Source organism: Flavobacterium chungnamense (assembly GCF_039539165.1).
GTDB lineage: Bacteria > Bacteroidota > Bacteroidia > Flavobacteriales > Flavobacteriaceae > Flavobacterium > Flavobacterium chungnamense.
In genome coordinates this window covers 108,078-133,188 of sequence record NZ_BAABCS010000015.1, presented here as the reverse complement: position 1 = coordinate 133,188, position 25,111 = coordinate 108,078, and the positions used below count along the sequence as shown (strand labels likewise).

Annotated in this window: 27 protein-coding genes; 6 read left to right on the top strand and 21 right to left on the bottom strand. The window is 31.9% G+C overall.

Features of this window, described 5'->3' with window-relative positions; all coding sequences use genetic code 11:
- Nucleotides 1–21: 21 nt before the first annotated feature.
- Nucleotides 22–1,254, bottom strand: a complete 1,233-nt coding sequence (locus ABD771_RS07720; protein ID WP_345093054.1) for a 3-deoxy-D-manno-octulosonic acid transferase — start codon at nucleotides 1,252–1,254, stop codon at nucleotides 22–24.
- A 240-nt stretch (nucleotides 1,255–1,494) separates the two neighbouring features.
- Here ABD771_RS07720 and ABD771_RS07715 point away from each other — a divergent pair, with 240 nt between their 5' ends.
- Nucleotides 1,495–2,625 (top strand): DegT/DnrJ/EryC1/StrS family aminotransferase, encoded by a 1,131-nt coding sequence (locus ABD771_RS07715; RefSeq protein WP_345093051.1) that lies wholly within the window; start codon nucleotides 1,495–1,497, stop codon nucleotides 2,623–2,625.
- A 78-nt stretch (nucleotides 2,626–2,703) separates the two neighbouring features.
- Nucleotides 2,704–3,717: a UDP-glucose 4-epimerase GalE gene (gene galE / locus ABD771_RS07710; protein ID WP_345093047.1), complete on the top strand. Its 1,014-nt coding sequence runs from the start codon at nucleotides 2,704–2,706 to the stop codon at nucleotides 3,715–3,717.
- A gap of 57 nt (nucleotides 3,718–3,774) precedes the next feature.
- On the opposite strand, the gene ABD771_RS07705 is transcribed toward galE, so the two are convergent.
- From ABD771_RS07705 to fabD, 4 genes are all read right to left on the bottom strand, one after another.
- A complete protein-coding gene (locus ABD771_RS07705; RefSeq protein ID WP_345093044.1) occupies nucleotides 3,775–4,014 on the bottom strand; it encodes a hypothetical protein in 240 nt (79 codons plus the stop codon).
- 75 nt (nucleotides 4,015–4,089) lie between these two features.
- Entirely contained in the window at nucleotides 4,090–4,344 is a 255-nt protein-coding gene (locus ABD771_RS07700) for a hypothetical protein (protein WP_345093041.1), read from the bottom strand.
- A 2-nt stretch (nucleotides 4,345–4,346) separates the two neighbouring features.
- Nucleotides 4,347–5,024 carry a peptidoglycan DD-metalloendopeptidase family protein gene (locus tag ABD771_RS07695; protein WP_345093038.1) on the bottom strand — a complete coding sequence of 226 codons (678 nt, stop codon included), beginning with the start codon at nucleotides 5,022–5,024 and terminating at the stop codon, nucleotides 4,347–4,349.
- 10 nt (nucleotides 5,025–5,034) lie between these two features.
- Nucleotides 5,035–5,907 (bottom strand): ACP S-malonyltransferase, encoded by an 873-nt coding sequence (gene fabD, locus ABD771_RS07690; protein ID WP_345093034.1) that lies wholly within the window; start codon nucleotides 5,905–5,907, stop codon nucleotides 5,035–5,037.
- Nucleotides 5,908–6,045: 138 nt separating this feature from the next.
- Between fabD and ABD771_RS07685 the strand changes: the two genes are divergently transcribed.
- Nucleotides 6,046–7,674, top strand: coding sequence for a hypothetical protein (locus ABD771_RS07685; protein WP_345093032.1), 1,629 nt, complete (start codon nucleotides 6,046–6,048; stop codon nucleotides 7,672–7,674).
- Nucleotides 7,675–7,718: 44 nt separating this feature from the next.
- Here ABD771_RS07685 and ABD771_RS07680 read toward each other — a convergent pair whose 3' ends face one another.
- The 6 genes from ABD771_RS07680 to ABD771_RS07655 form a co-directional block, all read right to left on the bottom strand.
- Complete coding sequence (locus ABD771_RS07680) at nucleotides 7,719–8,243, bottom strand: NADPH-dependent FMN reductase (protein ID WP_345093031.1); 525 nt, start codon at nucleotides 8,241–8,243, stop codon at nucleotides 7,719–7,721.
- A 3-nt stretch (nucleotides 8,244–8,246) separates the two neighbouring features.
- Nucleotides 8,247–8,459, bottom strand: coding sequence for a putative antibiotic biosynthesis monooxygenase (locus ABD771_RS07675; protein WP_298305707.1), 213 nt, complete (start codon nucleotides 8,457–8,459; stop codon nucleotides 8,247–8,249).
- Nucleotides 8,443–8,679, bottom strand: a complete 237-nt coding sequence (locus ABD771_RS07670) for a (4Fe-4S)-binding protein (protein ID WP_345093027.1) — start codon at nucleotides 8,677–8,679, stop codon at nucleotides 8,443–8,445. The genes ABD771_RS07675 and ABD771_RS07670 overlap by 17 nt, the downstream gene beginning before the upstream one ends.
- 15 nt (nucleotides 8,680–8,694) lie before the next feature.
- Nucleotides 8,695–8,976, bottom strand: a complete 282-nt coding sequence (locus ABD771_RS07665; protein ID WP_345093024.1) for a GNAT family N-acetyltransferase — start codon at nucleotides 8,974–8,976, stop codon at nucleotides 8,695–8,697.
- Nucleotides 8,977–9,001: 25 nt separating this feature from the next.
- Complete coding sequence (locus ABD771_RS07660; protein WP_345093021.1) at nucleotides 9,002–9,718, bottom strand: pirin family protein; 717 nt, start codon at nucleotides 9,716–9,718, stop codon at nucleotides 9,002–9,004.
- A gap of 78 nt (nucleotides 9,719–9,796) precedes the next feature.
- Nucleotides 9,797–10,372 carry a Crp/Fnr family transcriptional regulator gene (locus ABD771_RS07655; RefSeq protein ID WP_345093018.1) on the bottom strand — a complete coding sequence of 192 codons (576 nt, stop codon included), beginning with the start codon at nucleotides 10,370–10,372 and terminating at the stop codon, nucleotides 9,797–9,799.
- Nucleotides 10,373–10,570: 198 nt separating this feature from the next.
- On the opposite strand from ABD771_RS07655, the gene ABD771_RS07650 reads away from it, so the two are divergent.
- A complete protein-coding gene (locus ABD771_RS07650) occupies nucleotides 10,571–11,128 on the top strand; it encodes a sugar O-acetyltransferase (protein WP_345093016.1) in 558 nt (185 codons plus the stop codon).
- A gap of 54 nt (nucleotides 11,129–11,182) precedes the next feature.
- On the opposite strand, the gene ABD771_RS07645 is transcribed toward ABD771_RS07650, so the two are convergent.
- From ABD771_RS07645 to ABD771_RS07635, 3 genes are read right to left on the bottom strand one after another with little or no spacing between them, the layout of a single operon-like run.
- Nucleotides 11,183–12,373 (bottom strand): pyridoxal phosphate-dependent aminotransferase, encoded by a 1,191-nt coding sequence (locus ABD771_RS07645; protein ID WP_345093013.1) that lies wholly within the window; start codon nucleotides 12,371–12,373, stop codon nucleotides 11,183–11,185.
- Between the two features lie 28 nt (nucleotides 12,374–12,401).
- Nucleotides 12,402–12,830 carry a copper resistance protein NlpE gene (locus ABD771_RS07640; protein WP_345093011.1) on the bottom strand — a complete coding sequence of 143 codons (429 nt, stop codon included), beginning with the start codon at nucleotides 12,828–12,830 and terminating at the stop codon, nucleotides 12,402–12,404.
- A 21-nt stretch (nucleotides 12,831–12,851) separates the two neighbouring features.
- Nucleotides 12,852–13,949 carry a fatty acid desaturase family protein gene (locus tag ABD771_RS07635; protein WP_345093204.1) on the bottom strand — a complete coding sequence of 366 codons (1,098 nt, stop codon included), beginning with the start codon at nucleotides 13,947–13,949 and terminating at the stop codon, nucleotides 12,852–12,854.
- Nucleotides 13,950–14,059: 110 nt separating this feature from the next.
- Here ABD771_RS07635 and rsmG point away from each other — a divergent pair, with 110 nt between their 5' ends.
- On the top strand, nucleotides 14,060–14,680 hold the full coding sequence (gene rsmG, locus ABD771_RS07630; protein WP_345093008.1) for a 16S rRNA (guanine(527)-N(7))-methyltransferase RsmG: 621 nt from the start codon (nucleotides 14,060–14,062) through the stop codon (nucleotides 14,678–14,680).
- A 31-nt stretch (nucleotides 14,681–14,711) separates the two neighbouring features.
- Here the strand turns inward: rsmG and ABD771_RS07625 are convergent, their stop codons facing one another.
- The 6 genes from ABD771_RS07625 to map all read right to left on the bottom strand — a co-directional run bounded on the left by ABD771_RS07625 (nucleotide 14,712) and on the right by map (nucleotide 22,277).
- On the bottom strand, nucleotides 14,712–16,994 hold the full coding sequence (locus ABD771_RS07625) for a T9SS type A sorting domain-containing protein (RefSeq protein ID WP_345093005.1): 2,283 nt from the start codon (nucleotides 16,992–16,994) through the stop codon (nucleotides 14,712–14,714).
- A 108-nt stretch (nucleotides 16,995–17,102) separates the two neighbouring features.
- Nucleotides 17,103–18,731, bottom strand: a complete 1,629-nt coding sequence (pruA, locus tag ABD771_RS07620) for an L-glutamate gamma-semialdehyde dehydrogenase (RefSeq protein ID WP_345093002.1) — start codon at nucleotides 18,729–18,731, stop codon at nucleotides 17,103–17,105.
- A 165-nt stretch (nucleotides 18,732–18,896) separates the two neighbouring features.
- Entirely contained in the window at nucleotides 18,897–19,283 is a 387-nt protein-coding gene (apaG, locus tag ABD771_RS07615; RefSeq protein ID WP_345092998.1) for a Co2+/Mg2+ efflux protein ApaG, read from the bottom strand.
- Nucleotides 19,284–19,350: 67 nt separating this feature from the next.
- Entirely contained in the window at nucleotides 19,351–20,607 is a 1,257-nt protein-coding gene (locus ABD771_RS07610) for a type IX secretion system plug protein (protein WP_425556458.1), read from the bottom strand.
- Nucleotides 20,608–20,662: 55 nt separating this feature from the next.
- A complete protein-coding gene (locus ABD771_RS07605; protein ID WP_345092993.1) occupies nucleotides 20,663–21,433 on the bottom strand; it encodes a class I SAM-dependent methyltransferase in 771 nt (256 codons plus the stop codon).
- 28 nt (nucleotides 21,434–21,461) lie between these two features.
- A complete protein-coding gene (gene map / locus ABD771_RS07600; RefSeq protein ID WP_345092990.1) occupies nucleotides 21,462–22,277 on the bottom strand; it encodes a type I methionyl aminopeptidase in 816 nt (271 codons plus the stop codon).
- Nucleotides 22,278–22,402: 125 nt separating this feature from the next.
- Between map and ABD771_RS07595 the strand changes: the two genes are divergently transcribed.
- Nucleotides 22,403–23,677: an acetyl-CoA hydrolase/transferase family protein gene (locus ABD771_RS07595; protein WP_345092987.1), complete on the top strand. Its 1,275-nt coding sequence runs from the start codon at nucleotides 22,403–22,405 to the stop codon at nucleotides 23,675–23,677.
- A gap of 41 nt (nucleotides 23,678–23,718) precedes the next feature.
- Here ABD771_RS07595 and ABD771_RS07590 read toward each other — a convergent pair whose 3' ends face one another.
- On the bottom strand, nucleotides 23,719–25,110 hold the full coding sequence (locus ABD771_RS07590) for a TolC family protein (protein WP_345092984.1): 1,392 nt from the start codon (nucleotides 25,108–25,110) through the stop codon (nucleotides 23,719–23,721).
- Nucleotide 25,111 lies beyond the last annotated feature (1 nt).

Sequence of the window (25,111 nt, the reverse complement as noted above, 5' to 3'; positions counted from 1 at the left end):
AGGTTTACTTATTAAATATGATTATTCTGTTATATGTTTCAAAATAATATCTGTTGCACCTTTATTCATTTGCACAAAAGTGGAACAAATATGCCCTTTTTCGTTGCGTTCATCTTCGTTGTTTATCAATAGATTGAATGCATCATTTAATTCATTTTGGGTTGAAATTGAAACACAACCTTCTTGATGCACTAATGCAGTTGCTTCTGCAAAATGCGAGTAATTTGGACCAATAATTATCGCAACGCCAAATGTTGCAGGTTCTAAAATATTATGAACACCAGGATTTCCAAATCCTCCACCTACGTAGGCAATATCTGCGTAGGAATATATTTTGGTTAAAATTCCGATGGTATCAATAATGAAAACGTTGAAATTTGATAAATCAACATTGTTTTTTTCTGAAAAAAGAATGGTTGATTTTGTAATTTGTAATTTAAGATTTGCAATTTGTTCGGATTTTATATTGTGTGGTGCGATGATAAATTTAATTTCATCCGATGCATTGTTAATGTAGTTTACTAATAAATTTTCGTCTTTTGGCCACGAACTTCCTATTACGATTGTTGTTTTGTTGTCTTTAAATTGTTCTATAAAATCTAATGAATTATCTCTTTCTAAAATTGCAACCACTCTGTCAAAACGTGTATCACCGGAAACTTTTACGTTATTGAAACCAATAGATCGAATCAGATTTTTGGAACTTTCGTTTTGTACAAAAAAGTACTCGAATGTTTTTAAAGCATTTCTGTAAAATCCGCCATACCATTTGAAAAAGGCTTGTTTTTCTCTAAAAATTCCTGAAATTAAGTAGGTTTTTATTTGAAGTTTTTTCAGTTCATTCAGATAATTTGGCCAATATTCATATTTAATGAAGAAAACTAATTCTGGATTTATAGCTTTTATAAATTTTTGTGCATTCGATTTTGTGTCTAATGGCAAATAAACTGTAGCATCGGCAACCGTATTGTTTTTTCTTACTTCGTAACCTGATGGTGAAAAGAATGTAACAACTATTTTATGGTTTGGATATTGAGCTTTTATTTTTTCAATAACTGGTAAACCTTGTTCGTATTCACCTAATGATGCTGCATGAAACCAAATAGTTTTGTAGGTTGTATTGACTTTGCTTTTTAAAATTGAAAAAACTTCTTTTCTTCCATCAATGAAAAGTTTCATTTTCGGACTGAAAAGCGCCAATAGTTTTACAACTTGTGAAGCAAGAATTATAATTAAATTATACAGAAAAAGCATTATTGAATTTTAGTTGGGTAAAAATAAGATTTTTTGCCACAGATTTTACAGATTAAACGGATTTTCACAACTAAATTTCTTTTGAAAATCTGATTTTACAAAAGACAAATGCTAATTAGCCCTGATTGTAGCGGCACAGAGTAGAGCGAAAAGCAGGAAAAAGGAAACCAAAAAAAGCCCTAACCATTCGCTCCAAATAATAAGAAATGTTATACTTTTGTATTTCAAATTTTTTTTAGAATGAGAAAACTGCAAATGGTTGACTTGAAAGGTCAATACGAAAAAATAAAAGAAGAAGTGAATGCTTCAATTCAAGATGTTTTAGAAAATAATACATACATAAATGGACCTTTGGTTCATCAATTTCAGAAAGATTTAGAAGATTATTTAAGTGTAAAACACGTGATTCCTTGTGCTAACGGAACTGATGCGTTGCAAATTGCGATGATGGGATTGGATTTAAAACCTGGTGATGAAGTTATTACTGCTGATTTTACTTTTGCTGCCACTGTTGAGGTGATTGCTTTGTTGCAATTAACTCCGGTTTTGGTAGATGTGGATATGAATAATATGAATATTTCTTTGGATGGAATTCGTAAAGCGATAACTCCAAAAACTAAGGCGATTGTTCCGGTGCATTTGTTTGGTCGTGCTGCCAATATGGACTCGATTATGGAAATTGCAAACGAACATAATTTGTATGTAATTGAAGATAATGCACAAGCAATTGGAGCCGATTATACTTCAAAAGATGGTTCAAAAGTTAAAGTAGGAACGATTGGTCACGTTGGAGCGACATCTTTTTTTCCATCTAAAAATTTAGGTTGTTATGGTGATGGTGGAGCAATTTTTACAAACGATGATAAATTAGCTCACACATTACGCGGAATTGTAAATCACGGGATGTATGAGCGTTACCATCATGATGTAGTAGGAGTGAATTCACGTTTGGATAGTATTCAAGCTGGAGTTTTGAAAGCTAAATTACCACATTTAGACACTTACAATAAAGCACGTCAAGATGCGGCTAGAAAATATTCTGTTGCATTGAGTGTGAATTCAAATATTTGGGCGCCCTTTATTTGCGAAACTTGTGATTGTCATGTTTTTCATCAATATGTCATCAGAATTATGAATGGAAAGCGTGACGGATTGTTAGCACATTTGCAAGAAAAAGGAATTCCATGTGCGATTTATTATCCAATTCCGTTGCACAGTCAAAAGGCATATGCGGATTCGAGATATAAAGAAGAAGATTTTCCGGTAACCAATCAATTATGTAAAGAAGTGATTGCATTACCAATGCACACCGAATTGGACGACGAGCAAATTAAATTTATAACGGATACGGTTTTAGAATATTTAAAATAAGAGAAAAGAAACAAGAGAAAAGATGCAAGTGTTTTTATTGTCTTTTCTCTTGCTTCTTTTTTCTATTATCTCAAAAAAATGAAAATAGTAGTAACAGGAGGTTTAGGTTTTATAGGTTCGCATACAGTTGTTGAGTTACAAAATGAAGGTTTTGAAGTAGTAGCGATTGATAATTTATCCAACTCATCAGAAAGTGTTTTGGATGGAATAGAAAGAATTACAGGTAAAAAACCAATTTTTGAAAAAATGGATTTGCGTGATAAAGCGTCGGTTCAAAATTTCTTTAAAAAGTATAATGATATTGCTGGAGTAATTCACTTTGCTGCATCAAAAGCAGTTGGAGAAAGTGTAGAAAATCCTTTGTTATACTACGAAAACAATATCAACGCATTGGTTTATTTACTTCAGGAATTGAAAGAATTGTCTAACCCGAATTTTATCTTTAGTTCTTCTTGTACTGTTTATGGTCAAGCAGAAAAAATGCCAATTACTGAAGATGCTTCAGTGCAACCTGCAGCTTCACCATATGGAAATACCAAACAAATTGGCGAAGAAATTATAACTGATGTTGCAAAAGTGACCAATATTAATTCTATTTTACTAAGATATTTTAATCCAATTGGGTCGCATCCTAGTGCTGAAATTGGAGAATTGCCACTTGGTGTTCCTCAGAATTTAGTGCCATTTATCACACAAACTGCTATTGGAATGCGCGAGAAACTTTCGGTTTATGGTAATGATTATCCAACTGCTGACGGAACGGCCGTTCGTGATTATATTCATGTGGTAGATTTAGCTAAAGCGCATGTTGTTGCATTGAAACGACTTTTAAACAAACAAAATTTAGATAAAATAGAAACTTTCAATCTTGGAACAGGAACAGGAAGTTCAGTTTTAGAAGTAATTACTGCTTTTGAAAAAGTTTCAGGGCAAAAACTGAATTACCAAATTGTAGGTAGAAGAGAAGGTGATATTACTTCTGCTTATGCTAATACCGATAAAGCTAATAATGTTTTAGGTTGGAAAGCTCAATCAACTTTAGAAGATAGTTTGGCTAGTGCTTGGAAATGGGAACAGAAGATAAGAAGCTAAATATTATACATTTATACAAATAAAAAAATCCTCATAACTTTATGAGGATTTCTTTTTTTACTTCTTAGCGGCTTCTTTAAGTTCTTTGCCAGCTTCATCAAGTTTTTCTGCACCTTCTTCAAGAGCTTCACCTGCCTTAGCTTGAGTAGTGTCAATTACTTCTTCTGTTTTTTGTGCAACAGTGTCAATTTTTTCACCAATTTCTGTTCCTACAGTTGGCTCACCTTCTACTTTTTTGTCTCCACAAGACACCAATGCAACAGCCATAAATGCTACTGCTAAAATTGTTTTTTGCATTTTTTTAAAGATTAAAATTAATAACAATTTCAGTAATACAAATTAGATGCCAAATAGTTTAAATAATGCTTAAAATTATTTTTTTGTTGCTTCTTGAACTTTTTTTGCTCCTTGTTCTACTTTTTCTGCACCTTTTGCAATTATTGCTTTAGCTTTTTCACCAACTTTAGAAGAGTCTAAAACTTTTTTAGCTTTTACTTTTGCAGAATCAGCGGCTTGTTTTAAATCAGCGCCAACGGCTTTTGAAGCTTCTTTTACTTTTTCTTTAGTTTCTTCCTTGCATGAAATTAGTAATGTAGTTAATACTAAGGATAAAATTATTTTTCTCATAACTATTTAATTTTTAATAATATATTTGGGTTAGGACAATTTTTTTTATAAAAATCTAAATTATTTACAGAACAAACTCCGGGATAATCACCAATTTTTTTTTGTATATCAAGAATAATTTGAAAATGTAAATGTGGAGCATAATCTCCATTTATTGGTGGCAAACCTAGATTTGCAATTTGCTCTCCTTTTAACACTTTTTGTCCCTCTTTTTTGTCCGATAAACAGTCTTCACTTAGATGACCATACAAAGTGTAAAATTTAAATTCGTTTATATTATGCTCTAAAATTATAGTCGGACCATAATCGCCCAAAGCAGTGTTGTTTTGAAAACTATGAATCGTTCCATCTAGCGCCGCATGAATAGAAGCTGATTTATTTATCCATAAATCTAAACCTATATGAATGTTGCGTTCTTCAGTATTTTCGTTTTTAAAAACAGAACTTCTTTTATATATGTTTCTGGTTTCTAAATAGCCACCATAAGCAATTCTTGCATTATTTTTATCTAAATGATTCTGAATAAAAACTTCATAATCGTAAGCAGTTTCAAGTTTATGATTATTCAATTCTGTGTTTGAAATAGATAAATCTAAAGCTACATAATCGTAATATGTGATACTAGGCTCGATGACTTTTTCTGATTCTAAATGCAATAAAAAGTCTACAAAATTTTGCATAAACTAGATGTTAAGCAGAAATAGTTTCAACTTCTCTATCAATTTTATTTACCAATCCAACTAATACTTTTCCTGGACCAACTTCTGTAAAACTTGAAGCTCCGTCTTTAATCATTTGTTGAACCGATTGTGTCCATTTTACAGGAGCAGTTAATTGAATAATTAGGTTTTTCTTAATCTCGTCTGGTGACGAGACCGCGCTAGCAGTTACATTTTGATACACTGGACAAATTGGTGTTGAAAAAGTAGTTGCTTCAATTGCAGCAGCCAATTCTTCTCTCGCTGGTTCCATCATTGGTGAGTGAAATGCTCCACCAACTGGTAAAATCAAAGCGCGTTTTGCGCCAGCTTCTTTCATTTTTTCGCAAGCCAATTCTACCGCTTTGTATTCTCCAGAAATTACTAATTGTCCCGGACAATTATAATTTGCAGCAACTACAACACCATCAATGGAAGCACAAATATCTTCTACGATTTTATCATCTAAATTTAAAACGGCTGCCATTGTTGATGGAGTAATTTCACAAGCTTTTTGCATTGCAATGGCTCTTTGTGAAACTAATTTTAATCCGTCTTCAAAACTCAGTGCACCATTGGCAACCAAAGCAGAAAATTCGCCTAACGAATGACCAGCCACCATTTCAGGATTAAAGTTTTCTAATGTTTTAGCTAATATTACAGAATGTAAAAAAACGGCAGGTTGCGTAACTTTAGTTTCCTTCAATTCTTCTGCAGTTCCTTCGAACATAATATCTGTAATTCTAAATCCTAATATGTCATTAGCTTTTTCGAATAATTCTTTTGCTACTGCTGAATTTTCATATAAATCTTTTCCCATACCTGAGAATTGTGCACCTTGACCTGGAAATATGTATGCTTTCATAAATGTAGTTTAAAAGTTTAAAAAGATTAAGAGTTTAAAAGGATTACCCAAAACTATAGCAAAAATACTATTTTATTTAAATTGTGTAACTTTAATTTTATTATCACGTCTAATTAGGTACTAAATAATCATAAACTTATGAAAAAAATTAAAGCTATTTTACTACTTTTTATCGTTGCTTTTTTATTGTTTTATTTTAATCTGCCGGTACTAAATTATGGATTCATTGCATTGCCAATAATTCTTTTAATAGTAACTATTATTGGAGTTTTTATCTTCACTCGATTCAAAGTGGTGAACGAAAAGAAAATTCAAATGATTGAAAAACCTAATAAGTTATTTTTTATAATTATTTGGTTACTGCTGTTTTATATGCTTGTTTTTCCGTTATTCACAAGTCTTCCAATGTTTAGAAGTCAATCTTTTAAAAATTTAATAGGTAGTGTAGCCGATGGTAAATCTATTGCCAATCATATCGAACCCATATCAATTGATGAAATTCGTGTGGTTGATGAAGAATTGGCTTATTTACTTGGTGAGAAAATTCTTGGTTCACAACCTGCTTTGGGAAGTCAAGTGGAGTTAGGACATTTTTGTATTCAAAAAGTGGGTGATGATTTGTATTGGGTGGCTCCATTATTACATTCAGGTTTTTTTAAATGGTGGAACAATCAAGAAGGAACTTCGGGTTATGTGATGGTTTCGGCAACCAACGAACGTGACGTAAAGTTAGTTCAGAATATTGGAGGAAAAGACATTAAAATTAAATACCAAACAGAAGCATTTTTTGGAAGTCAAATTCAAAGACATTTATATTTTAACGGATTTGCAACCGTTGGTTTAACCGATTATACATTTGAAATTGACGATTTAGGAAATCCGTTTTGGGTGGCAACGGTTTATGATAAAAAAATTGGTTTTGCAGGAAACGACGCAACAGGAATTGTAGTTGTTGATGCCCAAACAGGAGCAATGACCGAATTCAAAATTGCTGAAGCTCCAAAATGGGTGGATAGAGTTCAACCTATAGATTTTGTTGAAGAACAACTAAACGATTGGGGTGAATATGTTCATGGTTATTGGAATTTTTCAAATGCTAATAAATTACAGATTACAGAAGGATTAACTTTGGTTTACGGAAAAGACAATAAATCTTATTGGTATACGGGTTTAACTTCTGTAGGAAAAGACGAATCTGCAGTTGGATTTGTTTTAGTTGACACAAGAACCAAAGAAACTACTTTTTATAAACAAAGCGGAGCAACTGAATTTGCAGCTCAAGGCTCGGCAGAGGGAAAAGTTCAAGAAAAAGGATATAAATCATCTTTACCAATTCCTTATAATATCAATTCGATACCAACTTATGTTATGACTTTAAAAGATGATGGAGGTTTGGTAAAAATGTACGCAATGGTAGCCATTAGTGATTACACTATTGTGGGTGTTGGAAATTCGATGCGTGAAGCGCTAACTTCTTTTAAAAGTGCTTACAATATGACTGGAAATAAATTGAATGCTTCCAGTTTGACAAATAAAAAGCAACTTAAGAGCATTGTAACAAGAATAACTAATGATGTTAAAAATGGAAATAGTTTTTATTATTTTACAACAAAAGACTATCCGAATATTTTTGTAGGTTCTTCTCAAATATCCAATCAGTTGCCTGTAACAATTGTGGGTGATAGTATCAGAATTTCATTTGATATAGATAATGAAGAAGTAATTGATGTAGCTACATTTGAAAATACCACAATGAAGAAGAAATAGAATAGAAGTAAAAACGCCTGAAATCTATCAGGCGTTTTTTTATATTATTCGATTGAACTTATAATTCCCAGTAATTGATTTTTTAAATCTTCATTGGTTATTCCTTTTTCAGCATCAAAATTATCATTGAAGTTTGGTAAAGAAAAACTACCTTTTACAACAGCGCCTTGAAAAGGAAAACGATTTTTTGCTATTTCTAAAACCGAACTTCCGCCACGAGGTCCTGGAGAAGTTGAAAGTAAAAGCATTGGTTTTTCTTGAAACGTTTTGGCATTGATTCTTGAAGTCCAATCAAAAATGTTTTTGAAAGCAGCCGAATAAGCACCATTATGTTCTGCAAAAGAAATCACTATAGCATCTGCAGTTCCCAATTTGGCATAAAAATCTTGAGCTAATTGAGGAATTCCGTTATCCTTTTCTTTGTCTACCGAATAAATTGGCATTTCGAATTCGTTTAAATCCAAAACTTCTACCGAAGCATTTTGAAATTGATTAGCAGCATAGGTTGCTAATTGTTTGTTTATTGAAGTCTTACTTGACGATGCTCCAAAAGCGATGATTTTTTTCATAATTTATTTTTTCAGCCAGTTACCTAATATTTTTCCTAAAAAAGGAAGTAAAACAAAAACCATTAAGGGAACTAAAATTCCAGTCATGATTAATGTTTTTAAAGGTAGCGGTAAATTTTTAATGTAATCTCCAATTAAAAGAGAAACTAATGTAATTGTTGGATAAATTGCTATCCAAACCATTACAGCAAACTTCCATCTAGGTGGTTGTTTCATTGTTTATATAATAGGTTAGTGCACTAGAAGGGCATTTCTTTATAGTTTCAATAATTTTTTCAGTAGTCGAATTTTCTGCATGAATCCATGGTTTTTCTTTAGGTTTAAAAACATCTGGATTGTTTTTTACACATTCGGCAGCGTGTTTGCACAGGCTATTTTTCCATACAATGGTAACTTCGCCATTGGTGTATTCTTTGGTTAGTTCTTTTGCATCCATGATTGATTTTTTAAATTATAAAACGTCTCTAAATTCAGGTGTTTTATCAAATACACTTTTAGCAAATGGACAAAGCGGAATAATTTTAATTCCTTTTTCACGAGCGTATTCTACTGCTTTTACCACCATTTTTTTGCCAAAGCCTTTACCTTCATTTCCGGGATTAACTTCGGTGTGGTCGATGATAATTTTGTCAACGCATGCAAAAACAAAAGTCATCATGGCTTCATGTTTCCCATCAACATCAATATAAAAAATACCGTTTTTATCATTGATTTTTAATTGTACTTCGTCCATAATTTATTTTTTAACTGAACACTAATTACTGTTCCATCGGAATTTCCATTACTAAAAACTTAGCATCAGTATTCGCTTTAATTTCAATTTCAGAAGTTTCCCAAATTCCAATCGCATCTCTTTTTTCTAATTTTTCTCCATTTACTTCAATTTCACCTTCAATGTTTATGATGTAAAATCCGTTTCCTTCTTTTTTAAGAGTCAATTTTTTAGAGAAATCTTTGTCAAAATCACTCAAATAAAACCACGCATCTTGATGAATCCAAACACCTTCATCATCAGCATTTGGAGAAAGAATTTGTGCAAAATTATTTTTTTGCTCGGCTACATCTAAAGTAATTTGTTGGTAACGTGGCTCAACGTTTCTAACTTTAGGAAACAACCAAATTTGAAATAATTTAGTGTGTTGATCAGCATTCGGATTGAATTCGCTGTGTTGCACTCCAGTTCCAGCACTCATAACTTGCACGTCACCTGTTTTGATGGTTTCAGTATTTCCCATGCTGTCTTTATGAGCCAAATCTCCTTCTAATGGAATAGTTATAATTTCCATATTGTCGTGTGGATGAGTTCCAAAACCCATTCCTGCAGCAACAGTGTCGTCGTTTAAAACGCGTAACATTCCAAACTGAACTCTATCCGGATTGTACCAACTTGCAAAACTAAAACTATGATAAGCATTCAACCAACCATGATTGGCGTGACCTCTTGAATCTGCTGTATGTAAAACTGTATTTTTCATAATGTATAAATGTATTAATTATTATGATACAAATTTACAGCGATAAGATTCCAAAAGCACTTAATGTAGATTAAGAAATTATTTTTTAAGTAAACGAGCTTTCATTTTACTGAAAAACTCAGGTGTAACTCCAATATAAGAAGCAATTTGTTTTTGTGGTATTTTTTGAATTAATGTTGGATATTTAGAACAGAATTTTTCAAAGCGTTCTTCTGCAGATAAACTTAAATTATCCATTAAGCGTTCTTGGTGTGAAACCAATGAGTTCTCAGCTAAAATTCTGAAAAAACGTTCTAATTTTGGAATTTCCTTGTATAATTCTTGGTGATTTTCTTTAGTAATGATGACCACTTCGGCATCTTCTAAAACTTCTATAAAAAGATTACCAGGTTTTCCTGATATATAACTGTACATATCGCCAATCCACCAGCCTTCACAAGCAAAATGCAAAACGTGTTCGATAATGTTGTCGTTTATATTGAAACTTCTCAAAATACCCGAATTAACGAAGTAAGTACAATCAGTAATTTCGCCCGAACTCAATAAAATAGTTTTAGCTTTTAAGTGTTTGGTTTCGGTTTTAGATAAAAACAAAGATTCTTCATCAGAAGTTAAAGAAACATGTTTAGCGATATTTTGTAGGATAGATTGCATCAGCTCAAAAATACAATTAAAATAGTTTTTCTAACAAATATTTTTCTAATCTGTTTAATCTGTTTAATCTGTGGCAAAATAGTATATTTGATCGTTTAAAATTGAATTATGAAATCGCATCAACAAAAAGTTTGCTAAGCAAACACTTTTAAATAAAGCGATACCATATTTGAGCTCTAAAAAATAAATTCTGCAAATATGAAAACCGAAAAAGAAAAAATGCTCGATGGAGAAATCTATTTTGCTAATGATAAAGTTTTAATAGCTGAAAGATTACGAGCCAAAAAGTTACTTCATAGATTGAATGTTACTGAGTATGTTATGAATGGAAATTCAAGAAATATTCTACGCGAACTAATGCCTAATGCGCACAAAAGATTATATATCGAACCACCATTTCACTGCGATTATGGTTATAATATTCATTCAGGTGAAAATGTGTATTTCAATGTGAATTGTGTGGTTCTTGATACCATGAAAATCGAAATCGGTAATAATGTTTTCTTTGGTCCAAATGTTCATATTTACACAGCAACGCATCCACTTGACGCTGTTGAAAGACGAACCGTTGAGTTTTCAAAACCTGTTTCAATAGGTGACGATTGTTGGATAGGAGGTAACTCTGTAATTTGTCCCGGTCTAAAAATTGGAAACGGATGCACGATTGGAGCTGGTTCAGTTGTAACAAAAGATATTCCTGACAATTCACTCGCCGTTGGAAATCCTGCAAAAGTGATTCGGAAATTAAACCAATAAAAAAACCTCAAAGTTTGAATTTTGAGGTCTATTTTTTATTTAAATTTATTTTTTTTAAGAAACCGCTTCTTTAATACGTTTCATAGCTTCAGCTAATAATGCTTCGCTAGTTGCATAAGAAAAACGAATACAATTTGGATTTCCAAAAGCATCACCTGTTACAGTTGCAACATTAGCTTCTGCCAATAAATACATCGAAAAATCATCAGCATTATTGATTAATTTTCCACGTAAAGTTTTTCCAAAATAATAAGAAACATCAGGGAAAACGTAAAAAGCACCTTCGGGTACATTTAGTTTTAATCCAGGAATCTTTTTTACTAAACCAACTACTAAATCTCTACGATTTTTGAAAGCTGTAACCATTTCGTTCAACACGCTTGGATCAGCATCAACTGCAGTAATTGTAGCTCTTTGAGCAATAGAATTCGCTCCAGAAGTAACTTGTCCTTGCATTTTTGTACAAGCTTTTGCGATTATTTCAGAAGCACCAATATATCCAATTCTCCATCCAGTCATAGCAAATGCTTTGGCAACACCATTTACGGTAATCGTTCTGTCAAACATTCCATCAATAGTAGCTATACTACAAAAAGTTCCTGAGAAATTAATGTGTTCGTAGATTTCATCTGAAACTACATAAATTTCGTTTGTTTGATTCAATATCACTTTTGATAAAGCCGTCAATTCTTCACGATTATATACAGAACCACTAGGATTACATGGCGAACTATACCAAATCATTTTAGTTTTTGGAGTAATAGCTTTTTCTAATTGTTCCGGTGTAATTTTGAAATCACTTTCAACCGAAGTTGGAACTTCAACTGGAATTCCACCAGCCATTTTTATAATTTCAAAGTAAGAAACCCAATATGGCGCAGGAAGAATAACTTCATCACCTTCATTAATCATGCATTGGGCAATGTTGTATAAAGATTGTTTTGCTCCAGTAGAAACCACAATATTTGCAGGTTTGTAATCTAAATTATTATCACGTTTAAATTTTCTGCAAATAGCTTCTTTCAATTCCATATAACCATCAACAGGAGAGTAGGTTGAGTAGTTTTCATCGATAGCTTTTTTAGCAGCTTCTTTGATAAAATCAGGTGTATTAAAATCGGGTTCGCCCAAACTTAAACTGATAATGTCTTTTCCTTGTGCTTTTAATTCTCTTGCTAATGCTGCCATAGCAAGAGTTTGTGATGTAGATAGTTGATTAATTCTATCTGATAATGGGTTGCTCATTGTTGTGTTGTGTTGTTGTTTTTTGAAATTAGTTCTTTACAAGTTTATACATTTTAGCAGTTTCACCTGTAATTTCTTGTCCTTCCATGTCAAGTTGAAGCAAGTAATTTTCTCCGATTCTATATTGGTTGGGAGCGTCAGATATATCTAAAATTAATAAATCAGATTTGATTTTATAAGTGCCTTTTTGGTTCTCTTTTTGGTTTTTTTCTTTTCCAAGATACAACGTTTCTAAAGAATAGGTCTTGTCATCTTTTAAAGTCATCAAAACAGCAATGCCTTCACAATCTGCACAAGGAATCATGCCAGAATAACTACCTGACATTGATTTCGAATTTATTTCATCAGCTTGGTCAACAATTATATTATATTTTTCTTCTTCGGTTTGTGGCTTCTCATTTTCTTTTTTACACGAAATAAAAGTTAAACAGATTAAAACGAATATAAGTTTTTTCATTTTTAAGAATCAATAATTGATTTATGATAATTGTGGTTGTCTTCCTAAATCTCTCAAATGCGTAAAGTGCGAATAAATAGCAGCTCTTGTAGTTTTGAATTCGTAGTATGGAAGATTACATTCGTTAGCAGTCTCTCTTACAAATTCAGCTATTTTATTATAGTGAATGTGGCTGATATTTGGAAAAATATGATGTTCAATTTGATGGTTTAATCCGCCAGTGTAATAGTTTACTAACCAATTTTTTGGAGCAAAATTAGCAGTAGTATATAATTGGTGAATTGCCCAAGTATTTTCTATTTCACCTTCTTCGTTTGGAATTGGATTATCCGTTTCATGAACTACGTGAGCCAATTGGAATACAACGCTCAGAATAACTCCAGCAGTATAATGCATAATGAAGAATCCAATTAAAACTTGCCACCAACTTACATGTCCAATAAGAATTGGAATAACAATCCACATTGAAAAATAAATCACTTTTGTAATCACTAAAGTTGTCCAACGAATTACAGGTTTTTTAAACTCTCCATAAGATAAATTTCTCTTTAAATAACGTCTCATTTGTTGAAAATCGGTTGTAATTGCCCAATTGAAAGTCAATAATCCGTAAAGAATAAATGAATAATAATGTTGAAATTTGTGATGGCTGTACCATTTTGCCTCTTTGGTGAAACGCAAAATTCTTCCAGCTTCTAAATCTTCATCGTGACCTAAAATATTAGTATAAGTATGGTGCAAAACATTGTGTTGCACTTGCCAATTGTAAACATTTCCAGCAAGAATGTAAATGCTTCCGCCCATCAATTTGTTTAACCATGATTTGTTAGAATAAGCGCCATGATTTCCGTCGTGCATCACGTTCATTCCAACGCCAGCCATTCCAACACCAATTACTGCGCTAAGTAAAAGATAGGCCCAAAAAGGCATTTGCATTGTAAGTAAAAAAAAGTATGGTGTTAAGAAAATGGTAAACATTACAATTGTTTTTAAATGTAATTTCCAATTTCCAGTTTTATCAATGTTATTTTCTTTAAAATAATCGTTTACTCTTTTATTTAAAGTTCTAAAAAATTTAAGATTGTCACTTTTTGAGAAGACAGGAGTTGTGGTATTCATAATTTGATATTCTAATAATTTGCTCAAAGGTAAATATTATATTTTTTTTAGAAGTAAAAACAAATCATAATTATTAACCAAAAAGACTATTTTTGTTGAAAATTCAATTTATGGAAGAAATTTTGAAGCAATTTCCAAATCTTACTGATAATCAGATACAACAATTTGAAAAGTTGCAAAATTTATATGAAGATTGGAATGCAAAAATCAACGTAATTTCGAGAAAAGATATTGACGAATTGTACACACGTCACGTTTTACATTCGTTAGGAATTGCTAAAATTTTAGAATTCAAATCGGGTTCTAAAATTATGGATGTTGGAACTGGTGGAGGTTTTCCTGCTATTCCATTGGCTATTTTATTTCCTGAATGTAATTTTTATGCAATTGATATTATTGCTAAAAAAATAAAAGTAGTTAATGAAGTTATTAAAACATTAGGGTTAAAAAATATTAAAGCCGAACAAAGAAGAGCCGAAATCGTTACGCATGATTTTGATTTTATTGTTAGTCGTGCTGTTACCAATATGCCTGATTTTGTTAGTTGGGTAAAAGGAAAAATGAAAACAAAATCAAAACACGAGTTAGAAAACGGAATTTTATATTTAAAAGGTGGCGATTTGTCTGAAGAGTTGAAAGATTTTTCAAAAGCAACCGTATACAATTTATCTGATTATTTTTCTGATGAATTCTTTGAAACCAAAAAAGTAGTTCATTTACCTTTGAAATAAAAAAGTCTCCAATTTGGAGACTTTTTAGTTTTTAACCTTTTATTATTTTCTTAGTCACACTTCCTTGACTATTTTTTAATGTTACTAAGTAAACACCGTTTGATAGTGAAATTGGGATTTCAAGTAAACCATTAATAGTTTGATTTTTCATTTCAACAATAGTTTTTCCAAGTATGTCTTTCACAACTATTGAGGCGTTTTCGATAGTGTAATTAGAGTTAATTTGTAAACTATTCTGAATCGGATTTTGAATCCAAAAACTATTCAAAGCTAAATTTTCATTGTTTGCCAAAACTGGATTTAAAATTTCTGTTAAAGCAAATGCTGTGTTTTGGGCGTTTAAAGTAACGTGATTTTCATTTACTGTTGGAATTGAAGAGGCTGCAAATGGCGTAGTTGAACTGCTATTTATTGGAGCATAAAGATTTGTTGAATTTGAAACTGCCATAGAACTCCATGCAGGAATAAAACAAAAATAGTCAACTAATAAATTATCAAAAAACTCTGTAAGTAAAGGATCTGTTCCTGCTCCAGCTTGAAAACCAGCCATGTCAAATCTTCCTCCTGGCGCAGAATCTAAACCATCTGTATAAGTTGGCGATTTTGAGTTAGCAGCGCTTTCATAACCAGTTATCCAGAAAAATAAAAAATATTGTTGTCCTCTAAATCGGCTAACTTCATTAGTTTGATTCGCAGCTGGTGTAAATCTTAAATTAATTATGGCTCTCTGTGATGAAGTTACGTTAAATGTATGGTTCATCGCTTCAAAATTTGGAGCGTAATTCATAGTGCCATTTCCTGCGCCATTTGAAATAGAAACATTTCTTGTGTTAACAGGAAATCCCATAGTGTTGAGTTCAGTTTGAAATGCATTTCTAAAATTAGGTGCTCCAGTTGGAAGTAGAGAGTTTGAAGCTGTGTTAAATTCAAATACACTTCCCGATTGCAGGTGTCCTTCAAAATGATCAATCAACATTTGTTTAGCGGCAGGACTTTTAATTAAACCATCAACTACTGGCTGAACTGCTGTACTTCCAAGTGGTCCGTAAGCCATGTAATTAAATAAATGTTGAAAACCAATTGGAACGTTTGCGCCAAGATGTGGTGAATCAAAAGAAATGTACAATCTTGTTTGATGAGTTAAATTATTCATTTCCATATAGCGAAGCGCGTAACGCGATATCAATCCGCCCATACTTGGGCCAATAACCACATTCTGTTCGTTGCCCACTTTTTGTGCATTGATTTGGTTTATTAATTCAACCAAAATCATTGCATTTCGTTGAATGTAATCAACGCCACCATCAACTACTGTTGTTGTTCCTGTTCTGGTATAAACAGGAAAATTTAAAATAATTATATCAAATCCTTGTGCTCTTAAATCGGTAGCCAAATTTTGACCAGTTCCATAATTTAAAGATTGATAAATTATTGTACTGTTTCTTGAGTCACCTGGGTCAAAACCATCTACTAAAAAAATAGGTTTGTCTAAAACTCCATTTGTAGTATCCATAAAAAGTTCATATTCACCTTGCCCAAAATAAGGAGCAGTTTCGTTATAACCTTGATAAGCAATGGTTGAGGTGATAGGTAAAACTATATTTGGAGCTTGGGCTTCATTATTTTTTCCTTGAATATTTTCAATAGATATGATTTCAAATTCAAATGAATTTTGAACTTTGCTTCCATCAGTAAATTCAATTTTATAATCGACTATTTGTTTGTCAGTTTCTTTGAAATTTAGTTGAAAAGGTTTGTTAAAATTGATTTTTACCCATTTAGAATCTTCCAGTTTTAGTTCAACAGAAAGAATTTTTTTAATGGTAGAATTTAAAATAAAATCATCTTTAAGTAGAAATGTGTTACTATTTGATTTACTTAATAAAGGCGATACTAGACTAATAGTATGTTTTTCAAAAAGCCCAGTAGCATTTGGTTTAACATTATATTGATTGTTTTGAAGAAAAACATCACCATTATCAATTGAAGTTCTTTTTAGAGTTTCATACTCAGTGATTAAAATAGCTAACGGAATTTGTTTAGTTGCTTTTCCAAAATTGGCTTCGTTTTTTAAAACTTCATATTTTGGTAAGCGTTGTAAAAAATCAGCTCTTTGAATTTCATGGTAAAACTGATTGAAAGTATTTGCATCAATGGGTTTAGAGTCAATTGTTGCTGCTTTTGACAAATCAAAAACTCTATCGTGTAGGATTTTAGTTTCAGTTCTTTCTTTCAATAAATCATAAGTCTTATCTTGGCTATAGCCAAATATTGAAATAAGAAAAATAAATAATAAAGTAATTTTTGACTTCATAGTTTCTTAGTTTTGATTTTCGAAGATACAAAAAATTAGTAATCAGCCAAATAAAAAAAGCTCAAACATTTCTGAATGAGCTTTTAAAATTTTACTTTGTTTTTGAAATTATTCTCCTAAAAATGGATATCTATAATCTTCTGGAGTTACGAAAGTTTCTTTTATAGTTCTTGGCGAAACCCAACGCAATAAGTTTTGCATTGAGCCTGCTTTATCGTTTGTTCCAGATGCTCTTGCGCCACCAAAAGGTTGCATTCCTACAACAGCTCCTGTTGGTTTGTCGTTGATGTAGAAATTTCCTGCAGCGTTTTCTAAAGCTTTTGTAGCTTCAATTGTTGCATATCGGTCTTGACTAAAAATTGCACCAGTTAATGCATATTCTGAAGTCTCGTCAACTAATTTTAAAGTTTGGTTCCATTTAGCATCTTCATACACATAAATAGTGATTACAGGACCAAAAAGTTCTGTTTCCATTGTAGTATATTTAGGATTTGTGGTAACTATAACTGTAGGTTCGATGAAATATCCTTTTGATTTATCATAATTTCCACCAAGAATAATTTCAGCATCAGCATCTTTTTTTGCTTGGTCGATGTAGCTTGCTAATTTGTCAAAAGATCCTTCGTGAATTACTGCTGTAATGAAATTTGAAAAATCTTCTGGACTTCCCATTTTCATAGAATTTACATCAATAATTAATTGCTCTTTTACGGCTGGCCATAAACTTTGAGGAATGTAAGCTCTTGAAGCTGCCGAACATTTTTGACCTTGAAATTCAAAGGCACCACGAGTAATTCCGGTAACGACTTGTTTAACATTTGCTGATGGATGAGCTACGACAAAATCTTTTCCTCCTGTTTCTCCAACTATTCTAGGATACGTTTTGTATGAATGAATTTGTGTTCCAATTTTCTTCCAAATTTCTTTGAAAACAAATGTTGAACCCGTATAGTGAACTCCTGCAAAATCTGGTGAAGCTAAAACAGTATCAGTAATCATCACTGGATCACCAAAAACTACGTTGATAACACCATCTGGAACTCCTGCTTCTCTAAATACATCAATAATAATTTTAGCAGAGAAAACTTGACTATCACTTGGTTTCCAAACAACTGTATTTCCCATTAAAGCGGCACTTGCAGGAAGATTTGCAGCAATAGCAGTAAAGTTAAAAGGAGTAATTGCATAAACAAAACCTTCTAATGGTCTATATTCTACTTTATTCCAAACATCTGAATTTGAAGTTGGTTGGTCTTGATAAATTTGCGTCATGAATTCTACATTATAACGTAAAAAGTCAATCAATTCACACGATGCATCAATTTCTGCTTGAAAAATGGTTTTTGATTGAGCAATCATTGTTGCAGCATTGATTCTTGCACGATAAGGTCCAGCAATTAATTCAGCTGCTTTTAAAAAGATGGCTGCTCTGTGTTCCCATGGCATTTGTGACCATTTTTTTCTTGCATCCAATGCTGAAGCTATGGCTTTTTCAACATGTGATTTTTCAGCCAAATGATATGTACCAACGATATGTTGATGGTCATGAGGCGCAGACATTGTTCGTGTGTTTCCAGTTTTAATTTGTTCGGAACCAATATACATTGGCACATCGATTGTTTCGTTCCACATTTTCTTGTAAGCAGCTAAGACAGCTGCTTTTTCTGGAGAATTTGGAGCGTATGATTTTACAGGTTCATTAACCGCTTTTGGTACGTGAAAGAATCCTTTAGGCATATCTTATAATTTGAAAATTAGACAATTTGATAAATAGATAATTCAAATAATGCGAATTATTTAATTTGTAACAAAAGTACAAAGGAAAATTTAAATTTTTGATAACAAATGTTATGAAACTTTTCGAGAGAAATTTCGGATGTATTTTTAAAAAATAAAAACTTATTAATTTAGAGCGTAAGGTGCGCTCAAACGAAATGTTGGCACGATTACTCTAAAATTTTTGGTTGTAGTAAAGTTAATCATGTTAAAAAAACCACGCATTGCTCCATGTGGAGAAGAAAGTAAACAACCCGAGCTATAAGTATGTGACTCACCAGGTTTTAGTACTGGTTTTTTACCTATAACTCCTTCGCCATCAACTACTTCAATGTCATTTAGTGAATCAAAAATTTCCCAATGACGAGAATTCAGTTGAACCGAATCTTTACTATGATTTTCAATAGTTATCTCGTAAGAAAAAGCAAAATGAATCTTATAGTTCTTGAAGTAGGTACCTTCAAAACTAGTTATTACTGATATTTTTATGCCTCTTGTAATTTGAGAAACCATAATGAAACTTTTTGTAAAGTTACAAAAATAATAAAAAATCCAATGTGATTTTTATGTTAAAGATTTTTTAATTGATTATGTCTGTTGAAGTTGCAACTCCTTTTCCAATAACTCTATCATATCTTTGATTGTTTTCACGATAATAGATTATGGCAAAATAATTGTTCTCAGTTTGATAAAAATTACCATCAATAGCGATGGCTTCATCTATCTTACCACTTTTATCTGCTACAGTATAATTAAAATTGGTAAAACCTTGTTTAATCATCAAGGCTTTTTCATAAATGCCTTTTTTAGCATTGTATTCCATTTTGTTTTCATCTGTAAGTGTATAATTATTAAACATTCCAGTGATGAAAATGTCTTTATTTTGATAAAAGGATGGAGCTGATAATGAGAAGTATATCCAAGCATAATCGGCTTCTATCTCATCATTTTCTGCACTAATATTTTTAATACTGAAATTACCATTTATGTCTGGCCAATATGTGTAAGGGTTTTTAGCTCTAGCATTACTGGTGTATAAAAAACAATTATATAAACCACCTTCGGTGTCAATTCTAGCAATACTATTGTTAGCAGCTCTTATGTTTTTATTTTCAAAAAATAGATATTCGTTGCCTGCCCAAAATTGAGTTTCGGAATCATATTTATAAATCAAATCATTACCAATGGTATACATTGGTTTTATATCACTGATAGCGTTGTTGAATTTTCCGTTTTGCATTAAAAGTACTTTCACATTCTTAAGCGGACTTTGAAAAGTAATAGCATTAGATTTTACTGCAAAATCAATGTTATGTTTGTATTCAACATCTTTAACATTTCTAGCTCTTTTAACTTGCATCGGAACAGAAACCAATGGTTCATAAATAATAAATTTTCTTGAAAAAACAACTTCCTGGTCTTCATTAAGAATACTGATTACATAATTACCACTAACTTTTAATTGTGTAAGTTTATTTGGAAATGGAATTCTATAATGCGAATAAATTTGCAGTGCATTTAAAGAATTGGTATAATCTTGAATGCGTTGATTATCAAAACCTGTTAGATATTCATTGATGGATAATTGGGATTGTTTCCAGTCGTAGTCACAATGCATTATCTTATAGTAGTAATTGTCTTCAGTTCCATGTAAATCATCAAACTGCAATTGAAATGAATCTCCCAATTGGAACAATGGAATTGCATTCTGTCCATTCTGAACAAACGAAATCGTTTTGATATGATATGGAGGATTAATTTCTTTTTCTTGTGAAAAGGAAATTGAAATTGCATATAAAAAAAGTACAATAGATAAATATTTTTTCAACATAATCATTTTATTATCAAACGTAAAGATACTAAATATTATTATCTACAATTATGCCAATAAATTATTTAAAACAAACTGGAATAATTTCGCCTTTTGCTAAACAATATTTTTCTACTAATTCTGGTGCAAGTTTAGAAGTGTAATCTTCTTCGATAACTCTAAATCCTATGCTTCTTAATTTGTCAAAATAATCTCTACCGTAAACGCGAACGTGATCATATTGGCCGAAAATTTTGGTTCTTTCTTTTTGGTCAACAATAGTATCATCAGAAAAAGTAGTTGCTCTTGATAAATCCTGTGGAATTTGAAAGATTCCCATTCCTCCGGGTTTTAAAACTCTAAACAATTCTTGCATGGCTTTAGTGTCATCTGGAATGTGTTCTAAAACGTGGTTGCAAAAAATAATATCGTATTGATTTTCTTCGAAAGGCAAATTGCAAATATCTGCTTTTACATCTGCTAAAGGCGAAAGTAAATCGGTTGTCGTGTAATCTATATTAGTTTGCTTCTTGAAACGTTTATAAAATTCTTGTTCAGGAGCAAAATGTAGTACCTTTTTCTTTTCTGTAGTAGTAAAAAAATCAGTTTCATTTTGTAAATAAAGCCAAAGCAATCTATGTCTTTCTAATGACAAGGTGCTCGGAGAAAGCACGTTATTTCTTTGGTTTCCATATCCATAAGGCAAAAACATTCGAAAACTTTTTCCGTCAATAGGATCAGTAAAACGACTCCCTTTTAATAAAAAAGCCAAAATTGGACGCACAACAATACTCAAACGAATCAATATCGGACGAGGAATAGTATTTAATATAAATTTGAATATTTTTTTCATTTATTTTGGATGCAAATTTGTATAAACTTTATAATGTATAATGATTTCTAAACTCCTTTTCTTCATCACTTACAATTCCCAAAGCATCATAAATGTATTTGAAAGTCGATAAAATTTCTGGTTTTCCGTCTATTAAAGCTACATCATGTTCAAAATGCGCACTTGGTTTTCCGTCGGCAGTTAGAATGGTCCAACCATCTTTTAGTTGTTTTATGTTTTTTGTTCCCATGTTTATCATTGGTTCAATAGCAACAACCATGCCTTCCACAAATATTTTTCCTCGACCACGTTTTCCGTAATTTGGCATTTCTGGATCTTCGTGCATTTTTCTTCCTAATCCGTGACCAACAAGTTCGCGAACGACACCGTATCCATGACCTTCACAATATTTTTGAATTGCACTTCCAACATCTTCAACTCTATTTCCTGCACGAAATTCTCTTATTCCAACATACAAACTTTCTTTGGTAACTTGAAGTAGTTTTTTTACTTCAGGAGCAACTTCACCAATTTCGAAACTATACGCATGGTCACCATAAAATTCATTCATCAAAACACCACAATCTACTGAAATTACATCACCTTCTTCCAAAGGTTTTGAATTCGGAATTCCATGAACAACTTGAGCATTTGGACTCATACACAACGAATTTGGAAATCCATAAAGACCTAAAAATCCTGGAACGCCACCATTATCTCTAATGAATTCTTCAGCTAATTTGTCTAATTGTAAAGTAGTTACACCTGGTTTAATCACTTTTGCAATTTCGCCCAATGTTTTAGAAACTAATAATGCACTTTCACGCATTAACTCAATCTCTTCTCTTGTTTTTGGAATAATCATTTTTCTAAATTTCAGTCTGCAAAAATACAATATTCTTGCGATAAAAAATAGCTATATTTACAATATGAGTTTTATCATATTTTTTCAAAAATTCCGATTTTAACTTTGCATAAAATTTATTAGGTATGAGTAAATATGTTACTGCAGCAGAAGCTGTAAAAGTCGTAAAATCTGGAGATAGAGTCTATCTTCAAGCTGCCGCAGCAGCGCCAACTATATTAGCCAACGCACTAACCGAGAGAGCTTCAGAATTGAGAGATGTTGAAATTTGTCATCTTCATGTAGAAGGAGAAGCCCGCTATGCAAATCCTGAATTAGCAGAAAGTTTTCATGTAAATTCGTTTTTTATTGGAGCCAATGTTCGTCACACTTTAAAAGCAGGAAATGGTTCTTATACACCAGTTTTCTTAAGTGAACTACCTCATTTGTTTCGTAAAAATGTTTTGCCATTAGATGTTGCGTTTATTCACGTTTCGCCACCAGACAGACATGGTTATTGTTCGCTAGGAGTTTCTGTAGAAGCTACTGTTGCTGCCATTGAAAACGCTAAAATTGTAATTGCGCAAGTAAATCCGCAAATGCCAAGAACTTTTGGTGATGGAATTCTTCATGTGTCTGAAATTGATTATTTGGTAGAGGTTGATGTGCCAATTTATGGTCATGATCCAGTTCCATTTTCAATAGAAGAAGAAAAAATAGGTTCTTTCGTTGCTTCATTAATCGAAGATAAAAGTACGCTTCAAATGGGAATTGGTTCTATTCCAAATGCAGCTTTAAGCAAATTAACTAATCACAAAGATTTAGGTTTACATACCGAAATGTTTTCTGATGGAGTTATTGATTTAATTGAAAATGATGTTATCAATTGTAATTATAAAGGAACATTGCGCGGCAGAGTTTTGGCAACATTTTTAATGGGTTCAAGACGATTGTATGATTTTGTTAATGATAATCCATTCATCGAAATGAAGGAATCATCAATGGTAAACGATACAGCGAGAATTAGAAAAAATCCAAAAATGGTTTCTATAAATTCAGCTATTGAAGTTGATGTAACTGGTCAAGTTTGTGCCGATTCTATTGGTGCAAAAATGTTTTCTGGCGTTGGAGGACAAATGGATTTTATTCGCGGAGCAACTTTAAGTCAAGGTGGAAAAGCGATTATCGCATTGCCATCAATCACTAAAAAAGGTGAAAGTAGAATTGTTCCTTATTTAAAACAAGGTGCTGGAGTTGTGACTACTCGTTCTCACGTTCATTATATAATTACTGAAAACGGAATTGCCGATTTATATGGTAAAACGCTTCGTCAACGTGTGTCAGAAATGGTAAAAATTGCACATCCAAATCATCAAGAAAGTATTGATAGACAGTATTATGAAATGCTAAATAATATTTAGTTTTCAATTGCCTCGAGTTTAAGCTCGAGGCAATTGAATTATTAATCAGGATTGGCCATGATTTTAAATAATTCGGCATTCGAAATTAAATAACGATTTTCCAAACTCAATTCAGACAATTTTGAGCTAACTAAGTTATTTTCTCTGGAATTGATTAGGAAAATAGAACTTTCACCAAACGAAAACAAACGTTCTTCAGAGCTCAACATGATGTTGTAATCTTTTACCAAATCTGAAATTAGTTTGCGTTGTCTTTCTAGCGAATTGATTTCGGTTTGTTGTGCGTTTATTTTATTTTTTAGTTGAACGCGTTCTAAATCTAAAGAATATTGGGTGTCTTGAATTTTGAATTTTGCCAATTGCAATCCGCCGCGTTCTTTTCTTAAAAAAATAGGAAAACTAAAATTCATACCTACTTTGTAATTATTAAAATTAGTGTTGTTAAAATAATTCGGTTCTGATAAATAGTGATACCCTAAATCAATTTTTGGCAACAAACTGTTGGCTTTTAGTTTACGTTCTACTTCTAAAATATCCAATTTACTTTGTAATGAATTAATTTTCGGATGGTTTTCTATCGAAATGTTTTCTACTAAAAGTTCGTTAGTTTTTAAAGTTTCTTTTATTGTATTTTCAAGTTTTATCTCTGGAATAATTGTGTCTTGTAATTCCAAAGGGACATTATTTTCTAACCATAAAAAGTTAGATAATTCTAGTTTGGCTTTGGCGAGTTTTAACTGTGAATCTTCTAAATTCAATTTTCTGTTTCTTACAATAATTCCAGCTTCAACACTATCTATTGCTGGTTTGTCACCATTTTTTATTAAACTTGCAATTCCATTAAAACGTATTTCGGCATTCTTTAAATACTCGATATATAGTTGTACTTCGCTGTAATTTCTTTTCCAATTAAAATAGGCAACCGAGGCATTGTATAAAACTTCAATAGCTTGTAATTTTCGTTCAGCTTGACTTAATTGGATTTGGATTTTGGCTTTTCGCAAATCTGCCATTCTTTGGTTAATCAAGAATCCTTGACCTAATGGAATTGTAATGCCAAGAGAAGTCAATCCTTGATTTGGAAGAGTATTCTGCGGATTTAAATAAACGCCTTCACTGTTATCAAAACCAGCTTTAACCTCAATACCATACCAAGTTGGAATTTTGAAACTACTGTTTAAAAGTGAATAATATTGGCTGTCTTTAAATTGTTTTTTGTCAAAATCGACTTCTATTTTTGGATCAAATCCACCGCGTGCCATCATCAAATTGGCTTGAGCACTATTGACTTCAAGATTGGCACTTTTTACCATTGGATGGTATTTTTTTACGTAACCCAAATACTCATTGTAAGTGAGTTCTTGAAGATTTTTATCTTGACCAAAAACAAAGCTACAGAAAAACAGAAAGAATATAATTTGAACTTGTTTCATA